We start from the raw sequence: 14,345 nt of genomic DNA on the forward strand, positions 1-14,345 counted from the left end.
GCGTCAGAGGCGCATCGGCATGACGACGTAGGCAGAATCGTCGTTGTCCGCTTCCTGCAGCAGCGCACTGCTGTTGGAGTCAGAGAGGATCATGCGTACCTGCTCGGTACCCATCACGCCCAGGACGTCCAGCAGATAGCTGACGTTGAAGCCGATTTCCAGGCTGCCGCCGTTGTAGTCGACCTGCACTTCTTCTTCCGCCTCTTCCTGTTCCGGGTTGTTCGCCTGGATTTTCAGGAGGCCGTTGGAGAGTTGCAGACGGATACCGCGGTACTTTTCGTTGGACAGGATCGCGGTGCGGCTGAAGGCTTCGCGCAGCACCTGGCGATCACCCAGCACCAGCTTGTCACCGCCCTTGGGCAGCACGCGCTCGTAATCCGGGAACTTGCCGTCCACCAGCTTGGAGGTGAAGGTGAACTCGCCAGTGGTCGCACGGATGTGGTGCTGCCCAAGGACGATGGACACTTCGCCGTCCTGCTCGGTGAGCAGGCGAGCCAGTTCAAGGATGCCTTTGCGCGGCACGATCACCTGGTGGCGATCCTGTGCTTCCGGCACACCGTTGCTCAGCGAGCACATGGCCAGGCGGTGGCCGTCGGTGGCCACGGCACGCAGGGTACCGCCGCCCACTTCCAGCAGCATGCCGTTCAGGTAGTAACGAACATCCTGCTGCGCCATGGCAAAGCTGGTGCGATCGATCAGGCGACGCAGCTTGCTCTGGACCAGGCTGAAGGTCAGCGAGCCCGGGCCTTCTTCCACCGTGGGGAAATCATTGGCGGGCAGTGTGGAGAGGGTGAAGCGGCTACGGCCGGCTTTCACCAGGAGCTTCTGCTCGTCGACGCGGATATCGATAACGGCATCGCTGGGCAGGCTCTTGCAGATGTCCATCAGCTTGCGCGCCGGCACGGTGATTTCGCCCGGCTCAGCGGCGTCTTCCAGCGTGACACGGCCAACCAGTTCGACTTCGAGGTCGGTACCGGTAAGCGACAGTTGCTGACCTTCGACGACCAGCAGGACGTTGGAAAGAACCGGCAGCGTCTGGCGGCGCTCGACGACGCCAGCGACCAGCTGCAGGGGTTTCAACAGAGCTTCGCGTTGAATAGTGAAATGCATGGTCTAGTCCCTTGCCTCGTGAGGCTGCGTCAGGTGGTCAGAGTACGCAGCAGGTTCTTGTAGTCCTCGCGGATATCCGCGTCGGATTCCTTGAGTTGAGCGATCTTACGACAGGCGTGCAGCACCGTGGTGTGATCCCGACCGCCGAAGGCCACGCCGATCTCCGGCAGGCTGTGGTTGGTCAGTTCCTTGGACAGTGCCATGGCAACCTGGCGCGGACGCGCCACCGAGCGCGAACGGCGCTTGGACAGCAGGTCGGCGATCTTGATCTTGTAATACTCGGCGACGGTGCGCTGGATGTTGTCGATGCTGACCAGCTTGTCCTGCAGGGCCAGCAGGTCCTTCAGCGACTCGCGGATCAGCTCGATGGTGATCGGCCGGCCCATGAAGTGGGAATGGGCAATCACGCGCTTGAGCGCACCTTCCAGCTCGCGCACGTTGGAACGGATGCGCTGGGCGATGAAGAACGCGGCATCGTGCGGCAGTTCGACCTTGGCCTGCTCGGCCTTCTTCATCAGGATCGCCACACGGGTTTCCAGCTCGGGAGGCTCCACGGCCACCGTCAGGCCCCAGCCGAAGCGAGACTTCAGACGCTCTTCCAGGCCTTCGATTTCCTTCGGGTAGCGGTCGCTGGTCAGGATGACCTGCTGGCCGCCTTCGAGCAGGGCGTTGAAGGTGTGGAAGAACTCTTCCTGGGAACGCTCCTTGCGGGCGAAGAACTGGATGTCGTCGATCAGCAGCGCATCCACCGAACGGTAGAAGCGCTTGAACTCGTTGATGGCGTTCAGCTGCAACGCTTTCACCATGTCCGCGACGAAACGCTCCGAATGCAGGTACACGACCTTCGCATTGGGGTTCTTCTTCAGCAGGTGGTTACCCACAGCATGCATCAGGTGGGTCTTGCCCAGGCCGACGCCACCATAAAGGAAGAGCGGGTTGTAGCCGTGCTTGAGGTTGTCCGCCACCTGCCAGGCAGCCGCGCGGGCCAACTGGTTGGATTTACCTTCGACGAAGTTCTCGAAGGTGAAGGTGCGGTTGAGATAGCTGGTGTGCTTGAGCGCACCTTCTACCTGCACGTTGCGTTCGGTACGCACAGCCGCGGCCGGCATGGCGGCAGCCATCGGATCGATCCCCGGGCTGGACTCGTCGAGATCGACGATGGTCTGCACCGGCGCGGCCTGGACTGGCTGCGGCTCGGGTAGGGAGAGCGCCACCGGCGCAGGGGCAACCACTGGCGCAGGCGCAGCGGCAACGGGAGCCGGCTGAACATTTACCTGCGGCGTCGGAACCAGGGCAGGGCGCGGAGTACGGCTACGGCGGCTGCCAATCAGCAGCGAAATAGCCGGAATCTGGCCATTGCCACGCTCGCTCAACAATTCGAGCAGGCGCCCCATGTACTTCTCGTTGACCCAGTCGAGTACGAAGCGGTTGGGTGCGTAGACGCGCAGCTCCTCACCCTCGGCCTCGACCTGCAGAGGTCGGATCCAGGTGTTGAATTGCTGGGACGGCAGCTCGTCGCGTAGAAGCTCCACGCACTGCTGCCAAAGTTCCACGGACACGGATATCCCCCAAAAGAAGTCGCAAAGCGAAACAGGTCGCCATTGTATCCCCGCCGGACCAACTTATCCACAGTTAAGCGCGCCGGGATGCAAGCAAAATCAAGGTGTTAATGATTTTACCGGCGGTCGGGTAATAACGCCTTGAACCTTGTGGATAACAGCTTGATGGGGCAGGGGAAGACCCTGGTGATCGTTCTGTGGAAAAAATCCCTGTGGAAAAATCCGCTTTCCATACCCAGCTTTCCAACCGCCCCTGCACAGGCGGCCCACGACTTCCCGACAGGGTTATCATTTCCCTCAGGCCGCTTATTCAAGGGGCCCTGGCGACTTATGCACAGGCAAAGGCCTGCATAAACATAATCATCGCTTCAATCTTTAAAAAAGAGATTTCCTTCCTTTCTATAGATTTTGTATCCGGGTCTGGTTGGAAATTGACCTGACCGTGCGATTTCACTAGAATCGCCGGTCTCTTTAAACGGGGTCACTGCGACCTCATGTCGTCAAACCCAGGTACCGAATCATGAAACGTACTTTCCAACCCAGCACCCTCAAGCGCGCTCGCGTGCACGGCTTCCGCGCTCGCATGGCCACCAAGAACGGTCGTCAGGTTCTGTCGCGTCGTCGCGCCAAGGGCCGTAAGCGTCTGACCGTCTGATTTGTCTGACACAGGTGGTGAGTCGAGATTTCAGCCGGGATAAACGTCTTCTGACAGCCCGGCAATTCACAGCAGTCTTCGACTCCCCCACCTCCAAGGTTCCCGGCAAGCACATCCTGCTGCTGGCGCGCGAAAACGGTCTCGATCACCCCCGCCTGGGCCTGGTGATCGGCAAGAAGAACGTCAAGCTCGCCGTCGAGCGCAACCGCCTCAAACGCCTTCTCCGTGAATCCTTCCGCCATCACCAGCAGAAGCTGGCCGGCCTGGATATCGTGGTGATCGCTCGCAAAGGCCTAGGCGATCTGGAGAATGAAGAGCTGCACCAGCAGTTCGGCAAGCTCTGGAAGCGCCTGTTGCGCAACCGGCCCAGCCCGGAACCTTCGACAGATTCTCCGGGAGTGGCCGACAGTTCCCATGCGTAGACTGGCGCTGTTACTGATCCAGTTTTACCGCTACGCCATCAGTCCCATGATGGGCAGGCACTGTCGTTTCTACCCCAGCTGTTCCTGCTACGCGCAAGAAGCCATTGAAACCCATGGTTTCCTGCGTGGTGGCTGGCTGGCCGCTCGTCGCCTAGGCCGCTGCCACCCCTGGCATCCCGGTGGCTACGATCCGGTACCGCCAGATCCTTCCAAGCCCGCCCCTTCCTCGACGGCCGAGTAACCATGGACATCAAACGTTCAATCCTATTCGTCGCCCTGGCAATCGTGTCCTACGCGCTGGTTCTCCAGTGGAACAAGGACTACGGCCAGCCCGAACTGCCGGCGCAGACCGCGACCTTCAATCAGACTGAAGGCCTGCCGGACACTTCCGTGCCTGCCGGCAATGCGGCCAACGCCGACGTACCCACCACGCAGAACGCCCAGGCCAGCCTGCCCAATGAGCAGAAGCCAGCGGCAGCCAGCGAACAGCTGATCCGCGTGAAGACCGATGTCCTGGACGTGACCATCGACCCGCGCGGCGGCGACGTGATCAAGCTCGGCCTGACCCAGTACCCGCTGCGCCAGGACCGCCCGGACGTACCGTTCCCGCTGTTCGAACGTGACAACCAGCGCACCTACCTGGCCCAGAGCGGCCTGACCGGCGCCAACGGTCCGGATGCCGCTGCCAGCGGTCGCCCGCTCTATGCCTCGGCCAAACCCGTTTACGAACTGGCCGACGGCCAGGACCAGATGGTCGTCGACCTGACTTATGCACAGGATGGCGTGAGCTACATCAAGCGCTTCACCTTCCATCGCGGTCTGAAAAACGACTGCACCGAGAAGGAAAAGGCGCAGAAGAAGCTCGAATGCATCAACCCCAATGCCTATCAGGTCGGCGTGAGCTACCTGATCGACAACCAGAGCGACAAACCGTGGAACGCCTCGCTGTTCGCCCAGCTCAAGCGTGACGCCAGCGTCGACCCGTCCTCCACCACCGCTACCGGCGTATCGACCTACCTCGGCGCCGCAGTCTGGACCCCTGAAAAGCCCTACGTGAAAGTGTCCATGAAGGACATGGACAAGGAGCAGTTCAAGGAAACCGTCCAGGGTGGCTGGGTAGCCTGGCTGCAGCACTACTTCGTCACCGCCTGGGTTCCCGCCAAGGGCGATACCCACAGCGTGATGACCCGCAAGGACGCCCAGGGCAACTACATCGTCGGCTACACCGGCCCCAACCTGACCGTTGCGCCGGGTGCCAAGGGCGAAACCAGCATGACCCTGTATGCCGGCCCGAAACTGCAGGCGTACCTGAAGGAACTGTCCCCGGGTCTGGAACTGACCGTCGACTACGGCCCGCTGTGGTTCATCGCCCAGCCGATCTTCTGGCTGCTGCAACATATCCACAACCTGGTAGGTAACTGGGGCTGGTCGATCATCTTCCTGACCATCGTCATCAAACTGGCCTTCTTCCCGCTGTCCGCCGCCAGCTACCGCTCCATGGCCCGCATGCGCGCCGTGTCGCCGAAACTGGCCGCCCTGAAGGAACAGCATGGCGACGATCGCCAGAAGATGTCCCAGGCGATGATGGAGCTGTACAAGAAGGAGAAGATCAATCCGCTGGGCGGCTGCCTGCCGATCCTGGTGCAGATGCCAGTCTTCCTCTCGCTGTACTGGGTACTGCTGGAGAGCGTCGAGATGCGCCAGGCCCCGTGGCTGGGCTGGATCGTCGACCTGTCGGTGAAGGATCCGTTCTTCATCCTGCCGATCATCATGGGCGCCACCATGCTGGTTCAGCAGATGCTCAACCCGACTCCGCCGGACCCCATGCAGGCCAAGGTAATGAAGCTGATGCCGATCATCTTCACCTTCTTCTTCCTTTGGTTCCCGGCCGGTCTGGTCCTGTACTGGGTTGTGAACAACTGCCTGTCCATTGCACAGCAGTGGTACATTACCCGTCGGATCGAAGCGGCGACGAAGAAGGCTTCCGCCTGATAGCGCAGCCCGACACCGATCGACAAGACGCCCCCTCGTGGGGCGTTTTGCTATGTGGATAACTTTGCTTTCCCGCGCGCCACGAACACAACCGCGAGACCGCCGACATGAATGCAGCCCGTGAAACCATCGCCGCCGTCGCCACCGCCCAGGGCCGTGGTGGGGTGGGTATTGTCCGCGTCTCCGGTCCTCGTGCACGCGCCATGGCCATCACCCTGAGCGGCCGAGAGCCCCAACCGCGCTACGCCCACTACGGACCCTTCCACGCCGATGACGGCGACGTCATCGACGAAGGCCTGCTGCTGTACTTCCCCGGCCCGAATTCCTTCACCGGCGAAGACGTGCTCGAGCTACAAGGCCATGGCGGCCCCGTCGTGATGGACATGCTGCTGCAGCGCTGCCTCGAACTGGGCGCACGCCAGGCCCGCCCCGGCGAGTTCAGCGAGCGCGCGTTCCTCAACGACAAGCTCGACCTGGCCCAGGCCGAAGCCATTGCTGACCTCATCGAGGCCAGCTCGGCACAGGCCGCACGCAACGCCGTGCGCTCGCTGCAGGGCGAGTTCTCCCGCCGTGTACACAGCCTCACCGACCAGTTGATCGGTTTGCGCATGTACGTCGAGGCCGCGATCGACTTCCCGGAAGAGGAAATCGACTTCCTCGCCGACGGCCATGTTCTCTCGCAACTGGATGCAGTGCGCGCCGAACTCGCTTCTGTGTTGCGGGAGGCAGGCCAGGGCGCGCTGCTGCGTGACGGCATGACGGTGGTGATAGCCGGACGTCCCAACGCCGGCAAATCGAGCCTGCTGAACGCCCTGGCGGGGCGTGAAGCGGCCATCGTCACCGATATCGCCGGCACCACCCGCGACGTCCTGCGTGAACATATCCACATCGACGGCATGCCGCTTCACATCATCGACACCGCAGGCCTGCGCAGCACCGATGACCATGTGGAAAAGATCGGCGTGGAACGCGCGCTCAAGGCCATCAGCGAAGCGGACCGCGTGCTGCTGGTGGTCGACTCCACCGCGCCGGAAGCCAGCGATCCGTTCGCGCTGTGGCCAGAGTTCCTCGACAGCCGCCCGGATCCGGCGCACGTGACCCTGATCCGCAATAAGGCGGATTTATCCACAGAGAGCATCGGGCTGGAAGAGAGCGCTGACGGCCACGCCACGATCACTCTGTCAGCCCGTTCCGGTAATGGCCTGGACCTGCTGCGCGAGCACCTGAAGGCCTGCATGGGCTTCGAGCAGACCGCCGAGAGCAGCTTCAGCGCCCGCCGACGCCATCTGGACGCCTTGCGCCTGGCTGGCGACAGCCTTGAGCACGGCCGCGCACAGCTCACCCTGAGCGGCGCAGGCGAGCTGCTGGCCGAGGACCTGCGTCAGGCCCAGCAAGCCCTGGGCGAGATTACCGGTGCCTTTACGCCGGACGACCTGCTGGGACGCATTTTCTCCAGCTTCTGCATCGGCAAGTAATCCACAACGCTGCTTTTGCCTACCGGTGACGGGTTCGTCTCTTCACCGCGACTGCGGCTGCCCGGCATTCTTCTTCGCAGCTATCTATCCACAACCACAAACTCACCAAGGCTCCCTATTTACGGGGCTTACAGGGCATAAATAGTGGATTCCACAGGCATTCGTGAACCCTGTGGAAAAGTCGCGTACAGATACGTTGACAAACCCTGCCTCAGCCAGTGGATAACTACACCTGTTGATAACAACGCACTTAATCCACAAGCTAGCCACGGGAGATCCCCTGCAACCCTACAGCATCGCCACAGGGTTGTTAGGCGCTGAAACCTAGGCTGTATCTGGCCTACAAGTGCTTATCCACAGAAAACGGCTTCACCATACATAAACACAAGCTCTAAAAAGATTTAAAAAGATTCCTCTCTTTTATTTTCTATTAGAGGCGGACAGTACCCATTGGCTATTTTTTGTTCAGGTGCCTTCAATCGAACGGCCTTAAGCCCTATACTGTCCGGCTCTCTTCTTTCTCCTTGATCAACAGGCACGAGGTGCGTGGTGGATTTCCCTTCCCGTTTTGACGTGATCGTGATCGGCGGCGGCCATGCCGGCACAGAGGCCGCACTAGCGGCCGCACGCATGGGCGTGAAGACGCTGCTGCTCACCCACAATGTGGAAACCCTTGGTCAGATGAGCTGCAACCCCGCCATCGGTGGGATCGGCAAAAGCCATCTGGTCAAGGAAATCGATGCGCTGGGCGGTGCCATGGCACTGGCCACAGATAAAGGCGGCATTCAGTTCCGCGTGTTGAACAGCCGTAAAGGCCCGGCCGTCCGCGCGACCCGAGCCCAGGCTGACCGCGTTCTCTACAAGGCCGCCGTCCGCGAGATCCTGGAGAACCAGCCGAACCTGTGGATATTCCAGCAGGCGTGTGATGACCTGATCGTCGAGCAGGATCAGGTGCGTGGCGTAGTGACCCAGATGGGTCTGCGATTCCATGCCGATAACGTCGTCCTCACCGCCGGTACTTTCCTCGGTGGACTTATCCACATCGGCCTGGAGAACTACTCCGGTGGCCGTGCCGGTGATCCGCCCTCGATCGCCCTGGCGCGCCGCCTGCGTGAACTGCCGCTGCGTGTCGGCCGTCTGAAGACGGGTACTCCGCCGCGCATCGACGGCCGCAGTGTCGACTTCAGCGTGATGACCGAGCAGCCCGGCGATACACCCATTCCGGTGATGTCATTCCTGGGCTCCAAGGACATGCACCCGCGCCAGGTCAGTTGCTGGATTACCCACACCAACGCGCGGACCCACGAGATCATCGCGTCCAACCTCGATCGCTCGCCCATGTACTCCGGCGTGATCGAAGGCGTCGGCCCGCGTTACTGCCCGTCGATCGAGGACAAGATCCATCGCTTCGCCGACAAGGACAGCCATCAGGTCTTCCTCGAGCCGGAAGGCCTGACCACCCATGAGCTCTACCCGAACGGCATCTCCACTTCGCTGCCCTTCGATGTGCAGCTGGATATCGTCCGTTCCATCCGCGGTATGGAGAACGCGCACATCGTTCGCCCGGGTTACGCCATCGAGTACGACTACTTCGACCCGCGCGACCTGAAGTACAGCCTGGAGACCAAAGTCATCGGCGGTCTATTCTTCGCCGGCCAGATCAACGGCACCACCGGCTACGAAGAAGCCGGCGCCCAGGGGCTGCTCGCCGGAGCCAACGCCGCGCTGCGTTCGCAGGGCCGCGACAGCTGGTGCCCGCGTCGTGACGAGGCGTACATCGGCGTACTGGTCGACGACCTGATCACCCTCGGCACTCAGGAGCCGTACCGCATGTTCACGTCGCGCGCCGAATACCGGCTGATCCTGCGCGAGGACAACGCGGACCTGCGCCTGACCGAGAAAGGCCGCGAGCTGGGTCTGATCGACGACGAGCGCTGGGCGGTATTCGAAGCCAAGCGCGAAGGTATCGAGCGTGAAGAGCAGCGTCTGAAGAGCACCTGGGTTCGCCCCAACACTGCGCAGGGCGATGCCATCGCCAAGCGCTTCGGTACGCCGCTGGCGCACGAATACAACCTGCTCAACCTGCTGGCCCGCCCGGAAATCGATTACCTCAGCCTGGCCGAAGTGACCGGCGCTGGCGCGGAAGACCCGCAGGTCGCCGAACAGGTGGAGATCCGCACCAAGTACGCCGGCTACATCGATCGCCAGCAGGAAGAGATCGCTCGCCTGCGGGCCAGCGAAGACACCCGCCTGCCTGTGGATATCGACTACCAGTCCATTTCCGGGCTGTCCAAGGAGATCCAGCTCAAGCTGGGTAGTGCCCGACCGGAAACCCTCGGTCAGGCCGGCCGCATTCCGGGCGTGACCCCGGCGGCGATCTCTCTGTTGCTGATCCATCTGAAGAAGCGCTCGTCCGGTCGTCAGCTGGAGCAGAGCGCCTGATGTCCCTGGTCACTGCCCGCCACGCCGAAGAACTCGCGCGTGGCATCCAGACGCTCGGCCTGGATATCGACGCCGCCACCCAGCAACGCCTGCTGGACTACCTGGCCCTGCTGGCCAAGTGGAACAAGGCCTACAACCTCACCGCCGTGCGCGATGTGGATGAAATGGTCTCGCGCCACCTGCTCGACAGCCTGAGCATCGTCGCGCAATTCGAAGCCGCCGGCGGTGAGCGCTGGCTGGATGTCGGCAGCGGTGGAGGCATGCCCGGCATCCCGCTGGCCATCCTGTTCCCTGCAAAGTCCCTGACCCTGCTGGACAGCAATGGCAAGAAGACCCGCTTCCTGACCCAGGTGAAGCTGGAGCTCAAGCTCGACAACCTGCAGGTTATCCACAGCCGGGTAGAAGCCTTCCAGCCAGAACAGCCGTTCAACGGGATTGTCTCCCGGGCTTTCAGCAGCCTCGAAGACTTCACGAACTGGACGCGTCACCTGGGTGACACTCGAACCAACTGGCTGGCCATGAAAGGCGTGCACCCCAGCGACGAGCTCGCGGCACTCCCGGAGGATTTCCGGGTCGAAGCCGAACACGCTCTGGCGGTGCCGGGTTGCCAAGGCCAGCGCCATCTGCTGATACTGCGCCGCACTGCATGACGGGGAGTGGGGAAAACCATGGCTAAGGTATTCGCGATCGCCAACCAGAAGGGTGGCGTCGGCAAGACCACGACCTGTATCAACCTCGCGGCATCGCTGGTCGCTACCAAGCGACGCGTGCTGCTGATCGACCTCGATCCACAGGGCAACGCCACCACCGGCAGCGGTGTGGATAAGTTGTCCCTGGACCATTCCATCTACGACGTGCTCACCGGCGAATGCGACCTGGCCCAGGCCATGCAGTTCTCCGAGCACGGCGGCTACCAGCTTCTGCCCGCCAACCGCGACCTCACCGCGGCGGAAGTGGTGCTGCTGGAGATGGACATGAAGGAACACCGCCTGCGCCACGCGCTGGCGCCGATCCGCGAGAACTACGACTTCATCCTCATCGACTGCCCGCCGTCGCTGTCGATGCTGACGGTCAACGCCCTGTCCGCCTCGGACGGCGTGATCATCCCCATGCAGTGCGAGTACTACGCACTGGAAGGGCTGACCGACCTGATGAACAGCATCCAGCGCATCGCCGAGCGCCTGAACCCGGCGCTGAAGATCGAAGGCCTGCTGCGCACCATGTACGACCCGCGCATCAGCCTGACCAACGACGTCAGCGCGCAGTTGCAGGAACACTTCGGCGACAAGCTCTACACCACCGTGATCCCGCGCAACGTGCGACTCGCTGAAGCCCCCAGCTTCGGCATGCCGGCGCTGGTCTACGACAAGCAATCGCGCGGTGCCCTCGCCTACCTGGCGCTGGCCGGCGAGCTGGTGCGCCGTCAGCGCGCCGCCCGCACCACCGCACCCGCCTAAGAGATTAAGGAACCCGCATGGCCGCCAAGAAACGAGGTCTCGGACGCGGGCTGGACGCCCTGCTCAGTGGCTCCAGCGCCGCTACGCTGCAGGAAGAAGCCGTTCAGGTGGACAGCAAGGAGCTGCAACACCTGCCGCTGGACCTGATCCAGCGCGGCAAGTACCAGCCCCGCCGCGACATGGACCCGCAGGCCCTCGAGGAGCTCGCCCAGTCGATCAAGGCCCAGGGCGTGATGCAGCCCATCGTGGTGCGCCCCATCGGCAATGGTCGCTACGAGATCATCGCCGGCGAGCGCCGCTGGCGCGCCACCCAGCAGGCCGGCCTGGACAAGATCCCGGCGATGGTCCGCGAAGTGCCCGACGAAGCGGCCATCGCCATGGCGCTGATCGAGAACATCCAGCGCGAAGACCTCAATCCCATCGAGGAAGCGGCCGCACTGCAGCGCCTGCAGCAGGAATTCCAGCTGACCCAGCAACAGGTCGCCGACGCCGTGGGCAAATCCCGCGTGACCGTGGCCAACCTGCTGCGCCTGATCGCCCTGCCGGAAGAGATCAAAACCCTGCTCTCCCATGGCGACCTGGAAATGGGCCATGCCCGCGCCTTGCTCGGACTGCCGGAGAATCGGCAGGTTGAGGGTGCGCGACATGTTGTCGCACGCGGTTTCACCGTGCGTCAGACCGAAGCACTAGTGCGCCAGTGGCTCAATACCTCCGAGGAACCTGTCAAAACGGTCAGGACCGACCCGGACATCAGTCGCCTCGAACAGCGCCTGGCCGAGCGCCTGGGCGCTCCCGTGCAGATTCGCCATGGCCAGAAGGGCAAGGGCCAGTTGGTGATCCGCTACAACTCCCTCGACGAGCTGCAGGGTGTGCTCGCCCACATACGCTGATACGAAAGGCTATGTAGGGGGTCGTCGGAAATCACTACCTGACGGTTGAACGGGTATGCGGCGCCCCCTATACTCTGCGCGCAATTTTGTCGGCACAAAGTATGCCAAGTTGTTGATTTGTGAAGCCGACGCCAGAGGACTGTGAGCTCAGATGGAACCCCGCAAGCCCAATCGTTTGCCCTTCCATCGTCAACCGGCGTTTCGCCTGTTGCTCGTCCAGCTGGTGGTGCTGCTTATCGGTGCAGCAACCCTGTGGTTTGCCCGGGGATCGGTCGCAGGTTATTCCGGATTGCTCGGAGGCCTGATTGCGTGGTTGCCGAATCTGTACTTTGCTCGCAAGGCGTTCCGTTATAGCGGCGCGCGTTCTGCCCAGCTGATAGTCCGGTCCTTTTATGCCGGTGAGGCGGGAAAACTGATTCTGACGGCAGTGCTCTTCGCACTGACGTTCGCAGGTGTGAAGCCGCTGGCGCCCCTGGCGCTGTTCGGCCTCTACCTGCTGACCCTCGCGGTCAGCTGGTTTGCACCCCTGCTGATGCGAAACACATTTACAAGACCTTAGAGCGATTGAGGCAAACATGGCAGCAGAAAGCGCTTCGGGTTACATCCAGCACCACTTGCAGAACCTGACCCTGGGTCGTCTGCCGGATGGTTCCTGGGGGTTCGCCCACACCGCCGAACAAGCCAAGGAAATGGGCTTCTGGGCATTCCACGTTGATACCCTGGGCTGGTCCGTATTCCTCGGCCTGGTGTTCATCCTTATCTTCCGCATGGCAGCCAAGAAGGCCACCAGCGGTCAACCTGGCGGCCTGCAGAACTTCGTCGAAGTTCTCGTGGAGTTCGTCGACGGCAGCGTGAAGGACACCTTCCACGGCCGTAACCCGCTCATCGCACCGCTGGCGCTGACCGTGTTCGTCTGGATCTTCCTGATGAACCTGATCGACCTGGTGCCCGTGGACTTCCTGCCGCTCGCGGCCCAGGCGGTCACCGGCAACGAGCACCTGTTCTTCCGCGCCGTGGCCACCACCGACCCGAATGCCACCTTCGGCATGTCGATCGCGGTGTTCGCGCTGATCATCTTCTACAGCATCAAGGTCAAGGGCATCGGCGGCTTCCTCGGCGAACTGACCCTGCACCCGTTCCACAGCAGCAACATGGTGGTTCAGATCATCCTGATCCCCGTGAACTTCCTGCTGGAGTTCGTGACCCTGATCGCCAAGCCGGTATCCCTGGCACTGCGTCTGTTCGGCAACATGTACGCCGGCGAGCTGATCTTCATCCTGATCGCCGTGATGTTCGGTTCCGGCATCCTCTGGCTGGGCGGCATGGGTGTCGTGTTGAACTGGGCGTGGGCCGTGTTCCACATCCTGATCATCACCCTGCAGGCCTTCATCTTCATGATGCTGACCATCGTCTACCTGTCGATGGCCCACGAAGACAGCCACTGATCCAAAGATTCTGTACGCCCCTTCCCCGATGGGAGGGGGTGAAAGAAGAGCTTCACCACCTTAACTTGCTTCACCTTTAACCAACACGACAAAAAAGTCGGGAGGAAAAATGGAAACTGTAGTTGGACTCACTGCTATCGCCGTTGCTCTGCTGATCGGTCTGGGCGCTCTGGGTACCGCCATCGGCTTCGGCCTGCTGGGCGGCAAGTTCCTGGAAGGCGCTGCTCGCCAGCCGGAAATGGTTCCGATGCTGCAGGTCAAAATGTTCATCGTCGCCGGCCTGCTCGACGCCGTGACCATGATCGGCGTTGGTATCGCTCTGTTCTTCACCTTCGCTAACCCGTTCATTGCTCAGGTTGCCCACTAATTTCCGGACAGCGGAAATCTGTGACTGAACAACGAACGAGCGAGGTATTGGCGTGAACATTAATGCAACTCTGATCGGCCAGGCCATCGCGTTCGCCATCTTCGTCCTGTTCTGCATGAAGTTCGTATGGCCTCCGGTCATCGCGGCTCTGCACGAGCGTCAGAAGAAGATCGCCGACGGCCTGGACGCTGCCAACCGCGCGGCTCGTGACCTGGAACTGGCTCACGAGAAAGCGGGTCAGCAACTGCGCGAAGCCAAGGCTCAGGCAGCCGAAATCATCGAGCAGGCGAAGAAGAGCGCTAACCAGATCGTTGACGAAGCCCGTGATCAGGCCCGTGCCGAAGGTGATCGCATGATCGCTCAGGCCAAAGCCCAGATCGAACAGGAACTCAACAGCGTCAAAGACGCCCTGCGTGCCCAAGTGGGTGCCCTGGCTGTCTCCGGCGCCGAGAAGATCCTGGGTGCTTCGATCGATGCCAACGCGCAAAAGCAGCTGGTTGATCAACTGGCCGCCGAGATCTAAGCAGAGGG

15 protein-coding genes are annotated in these 14,345 nt (G+C 61.7%); 13 read left to right on the plus strand and 2 right to left on the minus strand.

The window, feature by feature from the left end; translation table 11 throughout:
* Positions 1-3 precede the first annotated feature (3 nt).
* Together dnaN and dnaA are read right to left on the minus strand one after the other, a co-directional pair.
* Positions 4-1,110: a DNA polymerase III subunit beta gene (dnaN, locus tag UB43_RS18435; protein WP_017518853.1), complete on the minus strand. Its 1,107-nt coding sequence runs from the start codon at positions 1,108-1,110 to the stop codon at positions 4-6.
* A 29-nt stretch (positions 1,111-1,139) separates the two neighbouring features.
* Positions 1,140-2,669 (minus strand): chromosomal replication initiator protein DnaA, encoded by a 1,530-nt coding sequence (gene dnaA / locus UB43_RS18440; RefSeq protein WP_045213753.1) that lies wholly within the window; start codon positions 2,667-2,669, stop codon positions 1,140-1,142.
* A gap of 520 nt (positions 2,670-3,189) precedes the next feature.
* Here dnaA and rpmH point away from each other — a divergent pair.
* The 13 genes from rpmH to UB43_RS18500 all read left to right on the plus strand — a co-directional run bounded on the left by rpmH (position 3,190) and on the right by UB43_RS18500 (position 14,337).
* Positions 3,190-3,324 (plus strand): 50S ribosomal protein L34, encoded by a 135-nt coding sequence (gene rpmH / locus UB43_RS18445; RefSeq protein ID WP_003100258.1) that lies wholly within the window; start codon positions 3,190-3,192, stop codon positions 3,322-3,324.
* 14 nt (positions 3,325-3,338) lie between these two features.
* Entirely contained in the window at positions 3,339-3,746 is a 408-nt protein-coding gene (rnpA, locus tag UB43_RS18450; protein WP_045213756.1) for a ribonuclease P protein component, read from the plus strand.
* Positions 3,739-3,987: a membrane protein insertion efficiency factor YidD gene (gene yidD, locus UB43_RS29220; RefSeq protein ID WP_015479779.1), complete on the plus strand. Its 249-nt coding sequence runs from the start codon at positions 3,739-3,741 to the stop codon at positions 3,985-3,987. Before rnpA ends, yidD begins: the two co-directional genes overlap by 8 nt.
* A 2-nt stretch (positions 3,988-3,989) precedes the next feature.
* Positions 3,990-5,738: a membrane protein insertase YidC gene (gene yidC, locus UB43_RS18455; RefSeq protein WP_045213758.1), complete on the plus strand. Its 1,749-nt coding sequence runs from the start codon at positions 3,990-3,992 to the stop codon at positions 5,736-5,738.
* Positions 5,739-5,845: 107 nt separating this feature from the next.
* Positions 5,846-7,213 (plus strand): tRNA uridine-5-carboxymethylaminomethyl(34) synthesis GTPase MnmE, encoded by a 1,368-nt coding sequence (mnmE, locus tag UB43_RS18460; RefSeq protein ID WP_045213761.1) that lies wholly within the window; start codon positions 5,846-5,848, stop codon positions 7,211-7,213.
* Positions 7,214-7,762: 549 nt separating this feature from the next.
* Positions 7,763-9,655, plus strand: coding sequence for a tRNA uridine-5-carboxymethylaminomethyl(34) synthesis enzyme MnmG (gene mnmG, locus UB43_RS18465; RefSeq protein WP_045213763.1), 1,893 nt, complete (start codon positions 7,763-7,765; stop codon positions 9,653-9,655).
* Positions 9,655-10,305 carry a 16S rRNA (guanine(527)-N(7))-methyltransferase RsmG gene (gene rsmG, locus UB43_RS18470; RefSeq protein ID WP_045213766.1) on the plus strand — a complete coding sequence of 217 codons (651 nt, stop codon included), beginning with the start codon at positions 9,655-9,657 and terminating at the stop codon, positions 10,303-10,305. Before mnmG ends, rsmG begins: the two co-directional genes overlap by 1 nt.
* 18 nt (positions 10,306-10,323) lie before the next feature.
* Positions 10,324-11,112, plus strand: coding sequence for a ParA family protein (locus UB43_RS18475; RefSeq protein WP_024765005.1), 789 nt, complete (start codon positions 10,324-10,326; stop codon positions 11,110-11,112).
* 17 nt (positions 11,113-11,129) lie between these two features.
* Positions 11,130-12,002: a ParB/RepB/Spo0J family partition protein gene (locus UB43_RS18480; protein WP_024765004.1), complete on the plus strand. Its 873-nt coding sequence runs from the start codon at positions 11,130-11,132 to the stop codon at positions 12,000-12,002.
* 151 nt (positions 12,003-12,153) lie between these two features.
* A complete protein-coding gene (locus tag UB43_RS18485) occupies positions 12,154-12,561 on the plus strand; it encodes a F0F1 ATP synthase subunit I (RefSeq protein WP_037010316.1) in 408 nt (135 codons plus the stop codon).
* A 16-nt stretch (positions 12,562-12,577) separates the two neighbouring features.
* Positions 12,578-13,447, plus strand: a complete 870-nt coding sequence (atpB, locus tag UB43_RS18490) for a F0F1 ATP synthase subunit A (RefSeq protein WP_017518843.1) — start codon at positions 12,578-12,580, stop codon at positions 13,445-13,447.
* A 109-nt stretch (positions 13,448-13,556) separates the two neighbouring features.
* Positions 13,557-13,814, plus strand: a complete 258-nt coding sequence (gene atpE / locus UB43_RS18495) for a F0F1 ATP synthase subunit C (protein WP_043256731.1) — start codon at positions 13,557-13,559, stop codon at positions 13,812-13,814.
* A 52-nt stretch (positions 13,815-13,866) separates the two neighbouring features.
* On the plus strand, positions 13,867-14,337 hold the full coding sequence (locus UB43_RS18500) for a F0F1 ATP synthase subunit B (protein WP_017518842.1): 471 nt from the start codon (positions 13,867-13,869) through the stop codon (positions 14,335-14,337).
* Positions 14,338-14,345: the final 8 nt, after the last annotated feature.

It is taken from the genome of Pseudomonas sp. 21 (genome assembly GCF_000955805.1).
In the GTDB taxonomy this organism is placed as follows: Bacteria; Pseudomonadota; Gammaproteobacteria; order Pseudomonadales; family Pseudomonadaceae; genus Pseudomonas.